Genomic DNA, 17,887 nt, shown 5'->3' with positions numbered 1-17,887 from the left:
GCGAGTCGGCCTGGCGGCTGGCAACGGCGGCGCGATGACGCTATTGTCGATCGATTGTGCACTGCATCGCCAGTGTCGGAAGCGATGATGGGGACTGCAAGACGAACGGCGGATCGGCATGACCGTCGGCGGTGCGGGCCGGGCGCGTGGCTCGTCCGGCGCGCGCCCTCAGTCGAGCTTCAGCCAGGTGGTCTTCAGCTCGCAATATTGATCGTGCGCGTAGACGGACTTGTCGCGCCCGCCGAAGCCCGACTGCTTGAAGCCGCCGAACGGCGTCGACAGGTCGCCTTCGCCGAAGCAGTTCACCGTGACCGTCCCGGCGCGAATCCGCGCGGCGACCTTGTGCGCGCTGTTCACGTTGTCGGTCCACAGCGACGCGGCCAGCCCGTAGCACGTGTCGTTCGCGATCCGCACCGCGTCGTCGACGTCGTCGAATTCGATGAAGCACACGACCGGCCCGAACACCTCGTCGCGCGCGATGCTCATCTCCGGCGTAACATGATCGAAGATCGTCGGCTCGACGAACCAGCCGCCCGTCTCCGCGAGGATCGCGTGCCCGCCGCACACCACGCGCGCGCCTTCCGCCTTCGCCTTCTCGATATGGCCGAGCACCTTCTCGTAGTGCTTCTGCTCGATCAGCGCACCGAGCTTCACGTCCGGGTCGAGCGGATCGCCGGTCTTCCACCCTGCGAGCACGGCCTGGACCTTCTCCAGCAGTTCCGCCTTGCGGCTCGCCGGCACGAGGATCCGCGAGCCGGCGCTGCAGTTCTCGCCCATGTTCCAGAACGCGGCCGCGACGGCCTGCTCGGCCACCGCATCGAGGTTCGCGACGTCCGGCAGGATCACCTGCGGGTTCTTGCCGCCGCACTCGAGCACGACGCGCTTCAGGTTCGTATCGGCCGAATAGTGCAGGAAGCGCTTGCCGGTCGCGGTCGAGCCGGTGAACGCGACGAGATCGACGTCCGGATGGCGGCCGATCGCCTCGCCGGCCTCGGCGCCGAACCCGGTGACGACGCTGAACACGCCCGGCGGCACGCCGGCCTCGAGCGCGAGATCGGCGATCCGCAGCGTCGACAGCGACGTCTGTTCGGCCGGCTTCACGACCACGCTGTTGCCTACCGACAGCGCGGGGCCGATCTTCCAGGCGAGCATCAGCGCCGGAAAATTCCACGGCAGCACGGCGCCGACGACGCCGATCGGCTCGCGCGTGATCATGCCGACGACGCCCGCACCGGACGGCGACAACGCGTCGTAGCGCTTGTCGGTCACCTCCGCATGCCAGCGAATGCACGCGGCCGACTCGGGAATGTCGAGGCCCAGGCATTCGCCGATCGGCTTGCCGGCTTCCAGCGCCTCCAGCAGCGCGAGTTCCTCCGCATGCTCGTCGATCAGTTGCGCGACGCGCAGCAGCACCGCCTTGCGGTGCGCAGGCGCGGCCTTCGACCAGACGCCCGATTCGAACGCGTCGCGCGCGGCCGCGACCGCCCGCTCGACGTCACGCTCGTTGCATCGCGCGACCTCGGCGAGCACCTTGCCCGATGCGGGGTTGAATGTGGCGAACGTCTCGCCCGACGCCGCCGCGCTGCGTTGCCCCGCGATGAACGCGCGACCGTCGAGCGACAACGCATTCGCCTTCTGTTTCCAATCCTGATGGGTCGTCATGTCGTTTCCTCAGTAATCAAAGCTCGGCACCGGCCGAGAACTCCTTGGCCCAGATCGTCGCCGACACGGCCAGGTCGACGATCGGCCGAATCGGCAGCGGCCGCGGATGCGGCTGCTTCAGCAACTGCTGCACGAGGCTGTTCGATTCGCCGAGCGCGTATTCCGCGATCAGCTTGCCGGAGGACGAGCCGCGGCTCAGGCCGAGGCCGTTGCAGCCGATCGCCTGGTAGAGGCCGTCGTCGCGCCTGCCGAACAGCGCACCGTTGTTGGCGGACAGGCACAGCGGCCCGCCCCACGTATATTCCAGCTCGACGCCGCCGAGCATCGGGAAGCGGCGCTCGAACGAGCGCTGATGCAGCTGCCGCGACTTCGCGAGATCGGCCTGCGACACCTGCACGTCCGGCCGGAACGCGAAATGGTTGCGCACGCAAATGCGATCGGTGATCAGGCGCCGCACCGTCGTGCCCATCGGGTCGGCCGGAATCAGCGACCACGAGCGCGTGCCGCCGAGTTTCGCCACTTCGTCGGCGTTCATCGGCCGCGTGAGCGACGCGAACGTATAGACCGGCAGCAGGCCGTTCGAATGCATGCCGAAGGTCGCCGCGTATGCGTTCGTGCAGAGGATCACCTGCTTCGCGGCGATCGTGCCGCCCGCGAAATGCAGCACGCGCGTGTCGCCGCGAGGTTCGATCCGCGTCACCGGGCTGAGCTCGAACACCGTCACGTTCGCCGGTTGCGTCGCCGCCAGGCCGCGCATCAGCGCGGCCGGCTGCACCGTGCTGCAGCCGGGCGTGAACAGCGCCCCCGTGTAGAAGTCGGTGCCGGTCACGGCCTTGATCGCGGCCTGGTCGAGCCATTCGAACGCTTCGCCGATGCGGGTCAGGCCGTCGGCGAAATGCGCGAGCGCGGCGGCGCCCTTCTTGTTCACCGACGCGTGGAATTTGCCGTCGTCGCGCCAGTCGCAGTCGATGCCGAAGCGCCGCACGATGTCACGCACGTAGTCGATGCCGTGCCGCTGAAACCGCACGTCGGCACGATCCTCGTCGATGCTGCGCGAGTAGCTTTCGCTGCTGATGTCGTGCGGCAGGTCGACGAAGAATCCGGAATTGCGCCCGGCCGTCGTGCGGCCGATCCGGTCGGCCTCCACGAGCGCGATCGACGCGTCGGGTGCGAGCTCCGCCAGCCGGCGCGCCGCGCACAGCCCGGTGATGCCGCCGCCCACGACCACCCAGTCGAACCGGCTGTCGGACGTGACGGTTCGGGCTTCCTGCGCGGGCGGCAGGCTCTCCCACCATCCGTTCATCCCGTCCGGTGCCGGAAACCGCGCGAACTCCAGGTTCGAGCCCATGACGAATTACCGGCCGTCGCGCAGCAGCGGCTTCACGAGCTTCGCGAACGCGTCACGCTCGTCGCCCGACAGCGCGCCGAGCGGTGCGCGCGCGACCCCGACCGGCAAGCCGGCCAGCTCGCAGCCGTAGCGCACGTACTGAATGAACTTGCCGCTGCGCTCGAGCAGTTCGAGCACCGGCAGCAGTTGCGCCATCAGCGTGCGGCCGGCCGCGAAATCGCCGCGCTTCACGCACGCGTCGAGCAGGTCCGTGTGCGCTTCCGGCAGGAAGTTCGACGCGCCGGCGACCCAGCTGCGCGCGCCCCATGCGAAGAACTCGAGCGCCTGGTCGTCCATCCCGCAGCTCAGCACGAGCCGGCCGCTGAAATGCGTCGACAGATGATGCAGATGCGCGATATCGCCGGTGCTTTCCTTCATCGCGACGAAGTTCTTGCGCTCGAGCAGCGTCTCGAGAATGTCGTCGCCGATTGCCGTGCCCGTGCGGGCCGGGAAGTTGTACAGCATGATCGGCATGTCGAGCGCGTCGTCGACCGCGAGCAGATGCGCGAGCAATTCCTGCTGGGTCGGCTGCGCGTAGTACGGCGCGGCAACCAGCAACGCGTTCAGTCCCGCGCGCTTCGCCTCGCGGCCGAGGCGCAGCACTTCCTTCGTCGTCGTCGCGTTGATGCCCGCGGTCAGGAACGTCTTGCCGCCGGCCGCTGCCGCGACCGTATCGAACGTGCGCACGCGCTCGTCGAAGCTCAATGCGTAGTATTCGCCCGTCGTCCCGCCGATGCCCAGACCGGACACCCGGCCCGCGAGATCGGCCGCATGGCGGCCCAGCAGTGCATGATCGATTTCGCCGTCCGCGTCGAACGGGGTGACCAGCGGTGTGTGTACGCCCTCGAAGCTCATTTAGATTCCTCAATCAAGTGGTTGCACCAGGTTCCCGCGGTCTGGCGGGAAACCGGCAATTCGACAAAACATCGTCGGCGCGTCGCGGCAGTCGCGCCGCCACGCCGATCGATTCGCTACGTGATCCGAACGATGTTCCGGGTCCGGACCGATGCCGGAATCAGGCGAACGCCTCCGCATGCGCATAAATGGGAAACTGACTGCACAGGTCGCGCACGCGGGTCCGCACCGACCGCTCGACCGCTTCGTCGCCGCCCGGTTCGCGCTTGAGCGCCGCCAGGACTTCGAGAATCATGTCCCCGATCTGCTCGAACTGCGCGGGTCCGAAGCCACGCGTGGTGCCGGCCGGCGTGCCGAGCCGAATGCCGGACGTGACCGTCGGGTTTTCCGTATCGAACGGAATCCCGTTCTTGTTGCAGGTGATGCCGGCGCGCTCCAGCGCCTTCTCGGCCTGCGTGCCGGTGATGCATCGCGAACGCAGGTCGACCAGCAGCAGATGGTTGTCCGTGCCGCCCGTGACGAGCGACAGGCCACCGGCCGTCAGCACGCTCGCGAGGGTCTGCGCGTTGCGCAATACCTGATCGATATAGCGGGTGAACTCCGGGCGCAGCGCCTCGGCGAACGCCACCGCCTTGCCGGCGACGACATGCATCAGCGGGCCGCCCTGCAGCCCCGGAAATACCGCCGAATTGATCTGCTTCGCGATCTCGGCATGGTTCGTCAGGATGAAGCCGCCGCGCGGGCCGCGCAGCGTCTTGTGCGTGGTGGACGTCACGACGTCGGCGAACGGCACCGGGTTCTGATGCCGGCCGGCCGCGACGATGCCGGCGATGTGCGCCATGTCGACCATCAGCTTCGCGTCGACGCTGTCCGCGATCTCGCGGAACGCGGCGAAGTCGAGCGCGCGCGGATACGCCGAGTAGCCGGCAATGATCAGCTTCGGGCGATGCCGCTCGGCGAGCCGGCGCACATCGTCGTAATCGATGCGCAGCGTGTCCGGGCTCACGCCGTACTGCACCGCGTTGAACCACTTCCCCGACAGCGCGGGCCGCGCGCCGTGCGTGAGATGGCCGCCCGCATCGAGGGACATGCCCATCACCGTGTCGCCCGGCTTGACGAGCGCGAGCATCACCGCGCCGTTGGCCTGCGCGCCCGAGTGCGGCTGGACGTTCGCGTGGCTCGCGTCGAACAGCGCGCACGCGCGATCGATCGCGAGCGCCTCGATGCGGTCGACATGGTCGCAACCGCCGTAGTACCGCCGGGACGGATAGCCTTCCGCGTACTTGTTCGTCAGCACCGTGCCCTGTGCTTCCAGCACCGCCGCCGACGCGATGTTCTCGGACGCGATCAGTTCGATCTGGCTCTGCTGGCGACGCAGTTCCAGCGCGATTTCCGATGCGATCACCGGATCCCGGCTCTGGAGCGTTTCGGAAAAAAAGCGGGCATTCTCGTTCACTTGGTGACTCCGCGACGCGATTCGTGACGTGCTGCATGAACTTCATGTACCGCACATTGCAAGGCCGGCGCCATCGTCGTGGCCCCGGCCGTCGGCATCGGGCGGTACGCCCCGTCGGCTTGCGCGGACGACGCCGATCGCGTCGTCCGCGTCACCGCCGCTGCCTTACTGCTGCAACCAGGCCTTCAGCTTGTCCGGGTGCGCATCGACGAACTTCTTCGCGGCCGTCGCGTAGTCGTTCGTGCTGTTGCCTTCGAACTCGATCGCCTCGACGTCGGCCAAGGTCAGCTTCAGGTGCTTGAAGAACACGTCGGCGCGCGGGAACTTGCCGGCGAACTTCTTCGATGCGAACGCGTGGATCTGCTCTTCACCGCCCAGCGTGCCCTTCGGATCCTTCAGGTAGCGCATCTGCCACTTCTGGAACAGCCAGTGCGGGCTCCATACCGTCGCGACGATCCACTGCTTCGACTGGTATGCACGGGACACGCTCGCCAGCATGCCGGCCTCGCTCGATGCCTGGAGGTTGTAGCCGTCCAGGCTGTAGGCCTTGATGGTCTTCTCGGACGCCTGCATCAGGCCGCCGCCCGGCTCGATGCCCTGGACCGTGCCGTTCAGCTTGCTCTTGACTTCCGGCTTGTTCAGGTCGGCGATCGACGACAGTTCCGATTCCGGAACGTAGGTCGGGACCGCCCAGCCGTTCCGGCCGCCGGTGTAGATGATGCCGACGTCATCCAGGTCGTTCTTGTACTTCGCGAAGTACGTCGCATGCGTGACAGGCAGCCAGCCGCCGACCATGATGTCGAGATCGCCGCGCGCGACGCCCTGGTACTGGATGCCGATGTCGGCCTGGACGAACTGCACCGGCTGCTTCAGTTGCGTCTCCAGCACGTACTTGGCGACGTTGGCCACCGCGAGCACGTCGGCCCAGTTGGTCACCGCGATCTTGACCGGCTCGGCCGCCGACGCCGCTCCCACACCTGCGCTGCAGGCAACCACCGTCGACACCGCAAGTTTCGCCAGAAGCGACTTGAACGTATGGGTATTCATCTAGTACTCCTTGTTAATCACGCGAGGTCTTTCAAGGATGAGGAACGCCTTCGATCGGCGTTTCTGGTCTCCACGCACTGCTACACCGGTTACGCCGCGGCACCGTGGCCGCGGCGCTTCATCTTCCGTCAACTGCCTGCGACCGCCATTTCGGTCAGGTTCGTGCCGCGCCACGCGGGCCGGCCTTGCCTGCACGCGCCACCGGCCGCGCCTTCTTTTTCTTCGCCTTCACGCCGAAGCTCTCCGTCAACCGATCCAGCACGATCGCGAGCAGCACGACGCCCAGCCCGCCTTCGAAGCCGATCCCGATGTCGAGGCGCTGGATGCCGCTCAGCACGTACTCGCCGAGGCCGCCCGCACCGATCATCGACGCGACCACCACCATCGACAACGCCATCATGATCGTCTGGTTCACGCCGGCCATGATCGACGGCAGCGCGTTCGGCAGCTGGATCTTCCACAGGAGCTGCCAGTCGGTGCTGCCGAACGAGCGGCCGGCCTCGATCAGTTCCTCGCGGACCTGCCGGATGCCGAGCGTCGTCAGCCGCACGACGGGCGGCATCGCGAACACGATCGTCGCGATCACCGCCGGCACGCGTCCGAGGCCGAACAGGATCACGGCCGGGATCAGGTACACGAACGCGGGCATCGTCTGCATGAAGTCGAGCAGCGAGCGCAGGATCATGCCGATCCGGTTGTTGCGCGCCCCCCAGATCCCCAGCGGGACACCGATCACCAGGCTGAAGAATGTCGCCGCGGTGACGAGCGCGAGGGTCGAGACCGTCTGCGCCCACAGGCCCATGTAGTGAATGACGAGCAGCGCGAGGCCGACGAAGACCGAGAACACGATGCCGCGACGCCACAGCGCGAGTCCGACCAGGATCACGACCATCGCGATGAACGGCACGGCGGCGAGGCCGTCCTCGAGCAGCTTCACGACCGCGCCGAGCCCCGCCGAGAAGGTGTCGAAGCCACCGCGGAAATGCAGAAACAGAAAGTTGACGAAATGTTCCGCGAACTTCCCGATCACCGACGAATTCATGCTGCCCTCCGTTGCATCATCTGCTTGAGTATCGTCCGGCAGGACACGACGCCCGCCAGTTGTCCCGCCGCGTCCGTCACCGGCACGTCGTGCTCCTGGGTCAGCGCGATCGACGCGAGCTGGTGAAGATCCGTATCGATCGACACCGCGTTGACGTCCTCGATGAATGCCTCGCGGATCGGCCGCGTACCGGACCGGTGCAGCGTGGCGGCCGTGACGCAGCCCAGATAATGGCCGGCCTCGTCGCACACGTAACCGCATTCCGCGCCGCTGTCGATCAGTTGGTTCAGGTAGCGGTCGGACGGCGTGCCGGCGTCGCACCGAAGCAGCCCGCGCTCGACCTGCGTCATCATGCTGGATGCCTTCAGGAAGCGCGACACGTCGACGTTGCGGAAGAAGTCCTGCACGTACGCATCCGCCGGCGTCTGGATCAGTTCGGCCGGCGTGCCGACCTGGATCAGGCAGCCGTCCTTCATGATGCCGATGCGGCCGCCGATCTTCACCGCTTCCTCGATGTCGTGGGAAATGAACACGATCGTGCGCTGCTCTTCCTTCTGCAGGCGCAGCAGTTCGTTCTGCATTTCGAAGCGGATCAGCGGATCGAGCGCGGAGAATGCCTCGTCCATCAGCAGCACCGACGGATTCACCGCCAGCGCGCGGGCCAGCCCCACGCGCTGCTGCATGCCGCCGGACAACTCGCTCGGCAGCAGCTTCTCGTATGAACCCAGGCCGACGCGCTCCAGCGCGGCACGCGCAACTTCGTAGCGCTGCGTCTTCTTGATCCCCGCGACCTCGAGCCCGTACGCGATGTTGTCGATCACGGTGCGGTTCGGCAGCAGTGCGAACGACTGGAACACCATCGCCATCTTCTGGCGCCGAACGTCGCGCAATTCCGGCGTCGACATCGGTGCGATGTCGCGGCCTTCGAGCACCACCTGCCCGGCCGTCGGTTCGATCAGGCGGTTGAGCAGTCGCACCAGCGTCGATTTGCCGGAGCCCGACAGGCCCATGATCACGAAGATCTCGCCGGCCCGCACGCTCAGGCTCACGTCGTCGACCGCCACCATGTTGCCCGTTTCGGCGAAGATCTCGTTGCGCCCGATGCCGCGCTTCATCATCTCGATTGCACGCTCGGGCTTCGGACCGAAAATCTTCGACAGGTGCTTGACGGTCAGGATGTCGGTTCCGGTCGCGGTACTCGACCGGGCGATCGACGGCGCACCGTCGGTGTGGATTGCTCCGGGGGGAAGCACGTCGCCCGGTGCAAACGTCAGATTTGGGGCCATTCTGTCATCCCGACTAACTGGTAACGGAAACCGCGAACTTCGCACGTGTCGCCATCGACTGCCCGCTTGCTGCCGAGGTCGATGCCGCTCTCGCTTGGTTGACGGCGCTGATTCAGTGATTGCAGCGTATCAATCCAATTTCGTCGCTCCAGATACATTTTCTGTGCGCTTTTCCATACCTTTGGTAATGCATCGAAAACGTGCGGAAAAGCACTTGTGGCGCGGAATGGTGCGAAGGACGCGAAAGCCAGCACCGGCGCGGCTATGCGGGATGTGGCGGAGATTGCGCCGATGCGGCGAGCGGGGTGCGTGGAAGGCCGCGCCAGGGGAAATTCCGGACGGAGGGACGCAAGGGAAACTACCGATGAGACGGGCAATCGATGGCACGAACGGCCGTCGAACCGACTCTCGGACACGGAGAGCCGGCATTCGACGAGGTCACTACCGCGCCGCAACCCCCGCGATGAACGACACGCAGGCCGCCGCCGATGCCACCGCGCGCACGTGATTCCACCGCGTCCAGTCGTGCACGTAACGCGCCCACTGCGCCGCGCCCTGCGCGGTGGCCGGATCCGCGGCGGCGAGCGCATCGTTGAGCGGCACGTTGACGGCCATCGTCACCGCGAACATCCCGAACAGATAGAACACGCCGCCCGCAAGCGCCGCCATCGCACCCGGCTGGTCGCGATCGAGCAGCGCGATCGCGATCAGCGCGAGCGCCATCAGCGTCGTGCCGAGGAACAGCGGCATGAACGGCGAACGCACGATGTCGACGTTGATCGCATTCATCGCCGCGACGCCCGCCTGCGGCGGGATCCGCGCAAGCGACGTCATCACGAAGGTCGAGAACGCGAAATAGACGCCGGCCATCAGCCCGCAGCCGATCGCCGAACCCCATAGCAACGCGGAAGTCAGGAACGCGATCATGATCGTGCGCTCCGCGCGCCGGCCGCGGCCGTCCTGCCCGAGCCGCCGACGATGACGATGGGATATGCCGGCATGTGCATCTCCTTCTCTCTCATGAACAGCAGACCGAGCGGTACGCCGATCAGCCACCAGACTTTCCACAAGCGTTCTTCCCCGTTCCATGCGTTCCTGAAGGTATTTTTCATGTGGGTCGTCATCGATTCGTGCGTCCGGATGCGTCATCGCGCGAGCCGCATCCGGCCGTACTCAATGTAGTGTCGTGTTCAGGTTCCCGGCGATATCGGCGGCACGCTGTTTTTCCGCGTCATCCAGGCGCCGGGCGACTCTCGCCTCGACGAGCGCCGCGGCGGCACCGTATTGCCGGAAACCGGCTACCGCATCGAAGCTCGCGCGCGAACGCTCGATCCATGCCACGCCGAGTGCCCGGTCTCTCGGCAGGCCGTTTCCAGTCAGGAACCGGATACCGACCGCATACTGCATGAACGGATCGCCGAGCAACGCCTCGTTCAGGCTCGACAGGCCTTCCCATTGGCGATTGGCCGCCGCGGCCGCATTGACCGGCGGATCGCTCCACAACGTGGCGACCGGATCGGCCGGTACCAGCCAGCGCTTCTCGCCGGCCGAGAGTCCCGCCTCCGTTCCCGGTGCAACGCTGCGCAGCGCCAGCGCGATCTCGGAGACCGCCGAGCCCCGTCGCGCGGCGCGGTGATGCAGGTCCAGGGCCGTGGTCTCGTTCAGCGTCACGCCGTCGCCCGTTTCGTACATCAGTGCAAGATCGCTTTCCGCCCATTGCGAACCGGCTGCGACCGCGCTTTCGAGCCACGTCGATGCGGCTTTCGGATCGCGCGCGACGCCTCGTCCGCGCAGATAAGCAATCCCCACCATCCGCTTCGCCTCGACGCTCGACGGCGCGGCACGGCGTGCCCATGCGAAAGCCTCGTAGTCGTCGGTGCGTCCGCCGAGGCCGGTCGACAGGTGCCACGCGAGCGAACCCTGTGCCGACACGTTGCCCTGCTCCGCGGCGCGGCGAAACCAGTACATCGCCGCATCGAAGTCCGCCGGTACACCCTCTCCGAGATCGTAGGCATCGCCGAGGGTCGACTGATACGTCGCTTCGCCGCGATCCGCGAGCTTCCATTGCCAGTACACCCGCTCGTCGGCCGTCACGAAGCCGCTGTCGGCCGACGCGAGGATGCGCATCGCGCCGACCTGGTTGCCGGCAGCAGCCGCGCGGCACCAGCGCGCGGCATCGGCCGGATTACGCAGCGTGCCATTGCCGTCCAGATACATCGAGCACAGCATCGCTTGCGACCCGGCATCGCCCAGCGTCGCGCCGCGTGTGAACCAGTCGAATGCGATCGCCGGCCGCGTGCGCCAATAGGCCGAGCCCAGCGCCGAATACGCGGCGGGCACCTTGCGGTTCGCAAGATCCTCCAGCCATTGAAGCCCGGTCCTCCCCGCGAACGACGTATGGTGCTCGTTCAGGTAGAAGCCGATCGATACGCCGGCAGCGTGATCGCCGGCGTCGGCGGCCTGCGTCAGGTAGCGCAGGCCCGCCTGTTCGTCGCGCGGCACGCCGGCGGTACCCGCCAGATATTGATAGCCGACCCAGCGCGCCGCCTCGGCGTTGCCGTGATCCGCGGCAAACCGGAACCACTGCATCGCCTGCGTCCGGTCGACGCGCGTGCCTTCTCCGCGCCAGGCCATCCCGGCGGCCATCAGCGCGGCCGCTCCGTCGCCGCGATCCGCACCGCGCTTCGCCAGCCGAAACGCCTTGTTCATGTCCACCGGCTCATCGTCGCCGCGCACCGCGTAACGGGCCAGGTTGGCCGCCGCGGCGCCATTGCCCTGCGCGTCGGCCTTTTCGAACCACGGTCTGGCGGCGGCCGGATTCCGCTGCGTCCCCAGGCCGTTCTGCAGCATCGCGCCGAGATCGTTCTGGGCCACGGCCAGGCCCGCATCCGCCGCCCCCTGCATCCATCCCAGTGCCGCCTCCTGGTCGACCGGGCCGCCCCGCCCGAACAGATAGAGGTTCGCCAATGCGTAACGCGCTCGCGCATCGCCGGCGAGCGCCGCCTTCCGGTACCAGTCGCGCGCCTTCGCGGCGTCGCGCGGCACGCCCGTCCCGCTGTTGTACAGATCGCCGAGCCTGCGCTGCGCGTAGGGCGAGCCGGCAAGGGCCGCGGCCGACATCAGGCTGAAGCCGCGACGCGCGTCCTGCCGCATGCCGATGCCCGCAAGATAAAGACTGGCCAGCACCGCCTGCGCTTCGGTATGGTTCTGGTCCGCCGCGGCGCGCAGCCACTTCGCCCCCTCGCCGACGTCGCGCGGCACCCCGTCGCCCCGGACGAGCATCAGGCCCAGAATGAACTGCCCGTTCGGCTCGCCGCCCGCCGCCGCGCGCGACAACCATGCCGCCGCGACAACCGGATCACGCGCGACCCCACGGCCGGCCAACGCGAATTTCCCCGCGTTGGTCGCGCCCGCCGGCGATCCGCCCTCGGCGGCCGTCACGAAGTAGCGATAGGCCGCAACATCGTCGGCAGGTTGGCCGTCGCCGTCGGCGCTCATCCCGCCGAGCTGGTTCGCCGACGCCGCGTCGCCGTCGCGCGCCGCCGACACGAACCATGCATGCGCCGCCGCCAGGTCGCGCGGCTGCGCGACACCGTCGTAGTAGAGGTAGCCCAGTGCGCGCTTGGCCACGGTCGACCCGTCGCTCGCCGCCGATTCGAGGATCGTCATCCCGCGCCGCGGGTCAGGACGAGCCGCGTAGCCATGCAGCACCATCTGCCCGTAGATCGCGCGGGCCGTGAGGTTGCCGGCCTCGGCGTCCTGCCTGCACAAACTGCGGATCCGTGCGGGTTTGTCCTTGAGCGGAATGCTGCCGAATCGCGCGTTCAATGCGAGCGAGCATGGCGTCGTGTCGTCGAGGACCGGAACGGACACACCACGATGAATGGGCGGCATCGCGACAAACGGCGACTCGGGCTGCGGCGCGGCGGCGCTGCCGGACCCGGCGGTCAGCCCCGCCATCAGCGCAGCGGCTCCGATCGACCATTTCAAGGTGGGGCCGACGACGCCGTGCCGCCGGCGGGCGACCATGCGCCGCCGAAGTTCACCCGTCCACCTCATGGCTTCACGATCGTGACGTTCTTGATGACGACGTCGGTTCGGCCGTCTTCGTCGTCGATCGACTTGCTCAGTTCGATCCGGTAGTCGACCAGCCATGCGGATCGAACGCGAACCGTCTTCCCGTCCTTGTGGACCTCGCTGCAGTCCAGGTTGATCGCATTGCCCGTCAATGTGCCGAAGATCGACGATGCCGGCTCCGTCTTGCCGATTTCGCAGCGACGGGTCCGCTGACCGTCGGTCGACGGTTGCGGCACCGCAATCTCGACACGCTTGCCTGCCGTCATCGGCTCGTTCGCCAGCGCGATCGCCGCCGCGTCCTTTTGGATGCGAAGCATCGAGGCGTGGCGAGGTGCGCTGACGCTCTGACTCATCAGGTCCGCCAGCCCGTACCCCATGTCGAAATACGACCAGTGCGGGTTCCCCGATGCGTCTTTCGTGGTCATCAGCTCAATGACCACGCCGTTATTGCGTCGATTGACGTAGGTGTCGACATACGGCCCCGAGTCCTTCAGCGTCGTCTTGTTCACCCATTCGCCGTCCACGACCAGACGGGCATACGGGAGCGGCCGGCTGCCGTCGGGCGGCAACTGGCTGCGAAGCGGGTCCGGCAAGCGGCGCTCGTCGAATACGTCATCCAGATACGCGGACGGATCCGCAAGCACCGTCTCGGCCGCCGACTTGCCATCGGCGATCAGCTTGAAAAGTTCATAGGTTGCGCGGCGCTGCTCCGGCTCCGGCAGCTTTTCGAGCGCGTCGACGGCAAACTGAATCAGCGCACACGTGGTCGGCCTCGCTTGCTCCAGCAGCGATGGCGGCACGTCGATCGCATCGATGCGCGCGTCGACGTCGAGCAATTCGGCAACGGTGTAATGCTCGTCGTCGCCGGGCGACGGGCCATTGCGCGCGCCGATCAGATCCATCAACGCGAAGATGGTGCGCAGCATCTTCGGTGACGAAGTCTTCGCCAATGACACCAGACCGCGACCGGTCAGCTTCGACATCTCGCAACCGTCGTGCGATTCGCCCGCGATGTCCTTCATCAGTTGAAGGAACCGCAGCCGGTCGGCCGGGGACAACGTCATTTCCGTGCCCATGGTCGATTTGCCGCGCAGGCTGGTCAGTCTTGCGAGATAGCCAGGATTCTGCGCGACCTGCGTGAACCAGGCGACCATGATCTGTCCGTTTTCCGAATCGGGATCCACGCCGGCTTGCACGACGAATGCGCGCGCCCGTTCAGTGATTTGCGCCGGCGTCAGGTTGATCGCCGGGTTCGCCGACGGCGCGGACGACGCCGGCTCGGCCGGGGCGCTCTGCACGCCCAATCCATATGCCGTTGCGGTTGCAACGGACAACACCACCCCGAAAAGGCCTGTCTTTATTTTCATTGTGTCGAAATTCGATTACGTTGATCAGCCGACCGCGATTGTGCCGCAGGCATTCGACCGGGTCACGAGACGCCCACCTCCGGAACGGTGCTCATGCGTCGGTCGGCCGCAGCTTCGCGGTTCGCGATCATGTTGTCAATGGCGTTCTCTTTCATCGGCAATCGCGCGCGGATCAAGTCGCCCCCCGGCGCGCCAAATTACAAATCAGGCTATCTCGTGTTCCAACGACGGTCAGCAACGCTGCTCACAGCATTACTACGTCGTGAGCCTTCCGCGCGACAGCTTGCCGGATTGACCTTCACTTTTCTGCGGACCATTCGTCGCATCCAGTGGCGCGACCGAAACGAACTGAATCATCAGGCACAGAATCACGCCAAGGAGCTGAGCTATCCGAAATGCAGAAAAGAATGCGCCATCGGCGGGTATGAAAAATCGCACTGCCCCAATGCGTGGCACCATGCCGACTGCATAACTCGATTCGGATACAGGCCCCCTCAGCGCCCCCGGTGTTCCGAGCACAAACAGGGCAAATAGCAACGAACCCAACAGAGCAGCACCGATATGCAGTGCGATCATCCAGTGTGGCTGCACCAATGTTGTCGGCGACACTCCATCAGCACAATTGAGATAGGCAGACAGGCCCGTGCAGCCGACGCTGAAGAGCACCAAAAAGATCGAAGATTTGCGCGCCACTTTTCGGACCCCTGCCTCGTCGGGCAAACCTGGTGTCGTCGCCCTCCTGATCAGGCAACTCGCCACCTACCCCTGATCGCTCTCGCATTCCGCATCAAACTGCGCCACATCGCGTGTTACACGCTGGTAGTCATAGTGATCGGCATCGATCACGCAAGCGCAACAATTTGGAGCGCTGGCTTCGCCGTACGTAAGAGCAAGTCCCGGTTCAACACGTCCGCGAATCTTTCCTTCCAAGCCCGACATCACGTTCAGGTATCCACCGCTCGTGACGTTCCCGCCGAGCGTCGTGTTGCCTGCGACGGACGGCTGGAACGGAATCGGCGCGCGCGGGTCGACGATCGGCGCGGCGTGTGCGGTCTGATCCATCAGAAGCACGGCCGGACCGAAATACATCGCGACCGTCATGATCCAGGCGGTCGCCTTGACCCAAAGCGCCGGCGCTTCGCTCTTCAACGAAGCACGGTCGAAAATAATCCCCGATCTGGCCGTTTCCCGTTGAACGTGCCGCTTTTTCGATTTCGCGCATGACGCGGCGCATGTTTGGTCTCTCTCGGTATTTGCTGCCAATGATTGCACAGACGAAATCGCGAGATGATCAAGAATTGTCACGACGTGCAATTGGCACATCGCCGATAATTACATCCTGCTTTCGGATTGAGCTGTTATAGCGCTCCAGACAAAAAACGCGGACGACAAGCCGACACCGGACACAACCTCCGGCGCGGCTCGTCATCCGCGTTGACGCCCTGACGTACCTGCAGTATGTCAGCTGTAGTCGTACACCCCGCGCCCCGTCTTCCTCCCGAGCCTTCCTGCCGACACCATCTCGCGCAGCAGCGGGCACGCGCGATACTTCGTGTCGCCGAAGTCCTTCAGGAACACGTCCATCACCGCGAGGCACACGTCGAGCCCGACGAGATCGGCCAGCGCGAGCGGCCCGATCGGATGGTTCGCGCCGAGCTTCATCCCCGCATCGATCTCCTCGGCCGACGCGATGCCTTCGGCCAGCACGAAGAACGCTTCGTTGATCATCGGCACGAGGATCCGGTTCACGACGAAGCCCGGCGCGTTGCGCACGCCGATCGGCGACTTGTCGAAGCGCTCGGTCAGCGCGCGCACCGCCGACGCGGTCGCGTCGCTCGTCTGCAGCCCGCGGATGATCTCGACGAGCGGCATCAGCGGCACCGGGTTGAAGAAGTGCATGCCGACGAACCGCGACGGATCGGCGAGCAGCGCGGCGAGCGACGTGATCGAGATCGACGACGTGTTGGTCGCGATGATCGCGTCGGGCCGCGCGACCGACTCGATCTGCTTCAGGATGCGGCTCTTCAGCTCGACGTTCTCGGTCGCGGCTTCGATCACGATGTCGACCGCGGCGAGCTTCGCGTAATCGGTCGACGTCGTGATGCGCGCCAGCGCGGCGTCGCGCGCGGCGGCGGCGAGCTTGTCCTTCGATACGAGCCGCTCGAGGCTGCCCTTCAGTGCGGCGACGCCCTTGTCGAGCGCCGCATCGCTGACGTCGATCATCACGACGTTGAGTCCTGCAACGGCGGCGGTTTGCGCGATGCCGTTGCCCATGGTTCCGGCGCCCACGACGCCGACGGTTTCGATAGCCATGACGATTCCTGTGTATTCGGGTGTTGAACGGTCGATTATCAGATGTTCTCGAAGATCGCCGCAATGCCCTGGCCGCCGCCGATACACATCGTCACGAGCGCGTAACGCCCGCCGATGCGCTTCAGCTCGTACAGCGCCTTGACCGTGATCAACGCGCCCGTCGCGCCGATCGGGTGGCCGAGCGAAATGCCCGAGCCGTTCGGGTTGACCTTGGCCGGATCGAGGCCGAGTTCCTGCGTGACCGCGCATGCCTGCGCGGCGAACGCCTCGTTCGCCTCGATCACGTCGAGATCGGTGATCTTCAGGCCCGCGCGCTCGAGCGCCTTCTGCGTGGCCGGCACCGGGCCGATGCCCATGTACGCCGGATCGACGCCCGCGTGCGCGTACGCGACGAGACGCGCGAGCGGCTTCACGCCCTGCGCGCGCGCGGCATCCGCGCTCATCATCAGCACCGCGGCGGCCGCGTCGTTGATCCCCGACGCATTGCCGGCCGTCACCGTGCCGTCTTCCTTCACGAACACCGGCTTGAGCTTCGAGAAGTCGTCCGGGCCCGCGTCGTGACGCACGTGCTCGTCGGTGTCGAACGCGACCTCGCCCTTCTTCGTGCGGATCGAGATCGGCAGGATCTGGTCCTTGAAGCGCCCTTCCGCGATCGCGCGCGCCGCGCGACGATGCGATTCGAGCGCCAGCGCATCCTGCGCGTCACGCGAAATGCCGTATTTCTTCGCGACGTTCTCGGCGGTCACGCCCATGTGGATCGTCTGGAACGGGTCGTGCAGCGCGCCGAGCATCATGTCGACGAGCTTGGCGTCGCCCATGCGCTGGCCGAAGCGCGCGGCCGGCACGGTATACGGCGCGCGGCTCATGTTCTCCGAACCGCCGCCGATCGCGACATCGGCATCGCCGAGCATGATCGTCTGCGCGGCCGACACGATCGCCTGCAGGCCCGAGCCGCACAGGCGGTTCACGGTCAGCGCCGGCGTGTGCTGCGCGACGCCGCCGTTGATCGCCGCGACGCGCGCGAGATACATGTCCTTCGGCTCGGTGTTCACGACGTGGCCGAACACGACATGCCCGACCGCGTCGCCCGACACGTTCGCGCGCGACAGCACTTCGCTCACGACCTTCGCACCGAGATCGGTCGGCGAGAAATCCTTCAGGCTCCCGCCGAAATCGCCGATCGCGGTACGGACACCGCTCACCACCACGACTTCCTTCGCTGCATTGCTCATCGTCTCACTCCGGTTCGTTCGCGCCCGCGGGCGCGGGGATGCGTTTGCGTTACATGTTCGGGTAATTCGGCCCGCCACCGCCTTCCGGCGTGACCCACACGATGTTCTGCGTCGGGTCCTTGATGTCGCAGGTCTTGCAGTGCACGCAGTTCTGCGCGTTGAT

At 66.2% G+C, this 17,887-nt stretch carries 16 protein-coding genes; all 16 read right to left on the bottom strand.

The genetic code is table 11. The annotated features are described in order from the left end of the window. Window positions 1-168: 168 nt before the first annotated feature. The gene (locus DIE06_RS21600; protein ID WP_124663086.1) at window positions 169-1,662 is read right to left on the bottom strand and encodes an aldehyde dehydrogenase; all 1,494 of its coding nucleotides are present in this window, start codon (window positions 1,660-1,662) and stop codon (window positions 169-171) included. Window positions 1,663-1,678: 16 nt separating this feature from the next. After that, window positions 1,679-3,010 (bottom strand): FAD-binding oxidoreductase, encoded by a 1,332-nt coding sequence (locus DIE06_RS21595; RefSeq protein WP_124663085.1) that lies wholly within the window; start codon window positions 3,008-3,010, stop codon window positions 1,679-1,681. A 6-nt stretch (window positions 3,011-3,016) separates the two neighbouring features. Next, a complete protein-coding gene (locus tag DIE06_RS21590) occupies window positions 3,017-3,904 on the bottom strand; it encodes a dihydrodipicolinate synthase family protein (protein ID WP_124663084.1) in 888 nt (295 codons plus the stop codon). Between the two features lie 160 nt (window positions 3,905-4,064). After that, window positions 4,065-5,360 (bottom strand): serine hydroxymethyltransferase, encoded by a 1,296-nt coding sequence (gene glyA, locus DIE06_RS21585; RefSeq protein WP_124663083.1) that lies wholly within the window; start codon window positions 5,358-5,360, stop codon window positions 4,065-4,067. A gap of 165 nt (window positions 5,361-5,525) precedes the next feature. Beyond that, a complete protein-coding gene (locus tag DIE06_RS21580) occupies window positions 5,526-6,407 on the bottom strand; it encodes a glycine betaine ABC transporter substrate-binding protein (protein ID WP_124663082.1) in 882 nt (293 codons plus the stop codon). Between the two features lie 154 nt (window positions 6,408-6,561). Further along, a complete protein-coding gene (locus tag DIE06_RS21575) occupies window positions 6,562-7,449 on the bottom strand; it encodes a proline/glycine betaine ABC transporter permease (RefSeq protein WP_124663081.1) in 888 nt (295 codons plus the stop codon). After that, window positions 7,446-8,735 carry a glycine betaine/L-proline ABC transporter ATP-binding protein gene (locus tag DIE06_RS21570; RefSeq protein WP_124663080.1) on the bottom strand — a complete coding sequence of 430 codons (1,290 nt, stop codon included), beginning with the start codon at window positions 8,733-8,735 and terminating at the stop codon, window positions 7,446-7,448. The genes DIE06_RS21575 and DIE06_RS21570 overlap by 4 nt, the downstream gene beginning before the upstream one ends. A gap of 441 nt (window positions 8,736-9,176) precedes the next feature. After that, window positions 9,177-9,662, bottom strand: a complete 486-nt coding sequence (locus tag DIE06_RS21565; protein ID WP_124663079.1) for a DUF1772 domain-containing protein — start codon at window positions 9,660-9,662, stop codon at window positions 9,177-9,179. Continuing rightward, window positions 9,659-9,847 carry a hypothetical protein gene (locus DIE06_RS21560; RefSeq protein WP_124663078.1) on the bottom strand — a complete coding sequence of 63 codons (189 nt, stop codon included), beginning with the start codon at window positions 9,845-9,847 and terminating at the stop codon, window positions 9,659-9,661. Before DIE06_RS21560 ends, DIE06_RS21565 begins: the two co-directional genes overlap by 4 nt. A 61-nt stretch (window positions 9,848-9,908) precedes the next feature. Then, window positions 9,909-12,695, bottom strand: coding sequence for a tetratricopeptide repeat protein (locus DIE06_RS21555; RefSeq protein WP_185733439.1), 2,787 nt, complete (start codon window positions 12,693-12,695; stop codon window positions 9,909-9,911). Window positions 12,696-12,790: 95 nt separating this feature from the next. Continuing rightward, window positions 12,791-14,110 carry a hypothetical protein gene (locus tag DIE06_RS21550; RefSeq protein ID WP_124663076.1) on the bottom strand — a complete coding sequence of 440 codons (1,320 nt, stop codon included), beginning with the start codon at window positions 14,108-14,110 and terminating at the stop codon, window positions 12,791-12,793. Window positions 14,111-14,434: 324 nt separating this feature from the next. Continuing rightward, window positions 14,435-14,899 (bottom strand): hypothetical protein, encoded by a 465-nt coding sequence (locus DIE06_RS21545; RefSeq protein ID WP_124663075.1) that lies wholly within the window; start codon window positions 14,897-14,899, stop codon window positions 14,435-14,437. A 39-nt stretch (window positions 14,900-14,938) separates the two neighbouring features. After that, entirely contained in the window at window positions 14,939-15,484 is a 546-nt protein-coding gene (locus tag DIE06_RS21540; protein ID WP_124663074.1) for a hypothetical protein, read from the bottom strand. A gap of 156 nt (window positions 15,485-15,640) precedes the next feature. Continuing rightward, window positions 15,641-16,492, bottom strand: coding sequence for a 3-hydroxybutyryl-CoA dehydrogenase (locus DIE06_RS21535; protein ID WP_124663073.1), 852 nt, complete (start codon window positions 16,490-16,492; stop codon window positions 15,641-15,643). 38 nt (window positions 16,493-16,530) lie between these two features. Then, window positions 16,531-17,724 (bottom strand): beta-ketothiolase BktB, encoded by a 1,194-nt coding sequence (gene bktB / locus DIE06_RS21530; protein WP_124663072.1) that lies wholly within the window; start codon window positions 17,722-17,724, stop codon window positions 16,531-16,533. Between the two features lie 49 nt (window positions 17,725-17,773). After that, the coding region (locus tag DIE06_RS21525; protein ID WP_148092860.1) for a 4Fe-4S dicluster domain-containing protein at window positions 17,774-17,887 on the bottom strand (114 nt) is incomplete at its 5' end.

Source organism: Burkholderia sp. Bp8998 (assembly GCF_003854235.1).
Classification (GTDB): Bacteria; Pseudomonadota; Gammaproteobacteria; order Burkholderiales; family Burkholderiaceae; genus Burkholderia.
The sequence above is the reverse complement of the archived record's forward strand: the minus strand, read 5'-3'. Positions and strand labels throughout refer to the sequence as shown.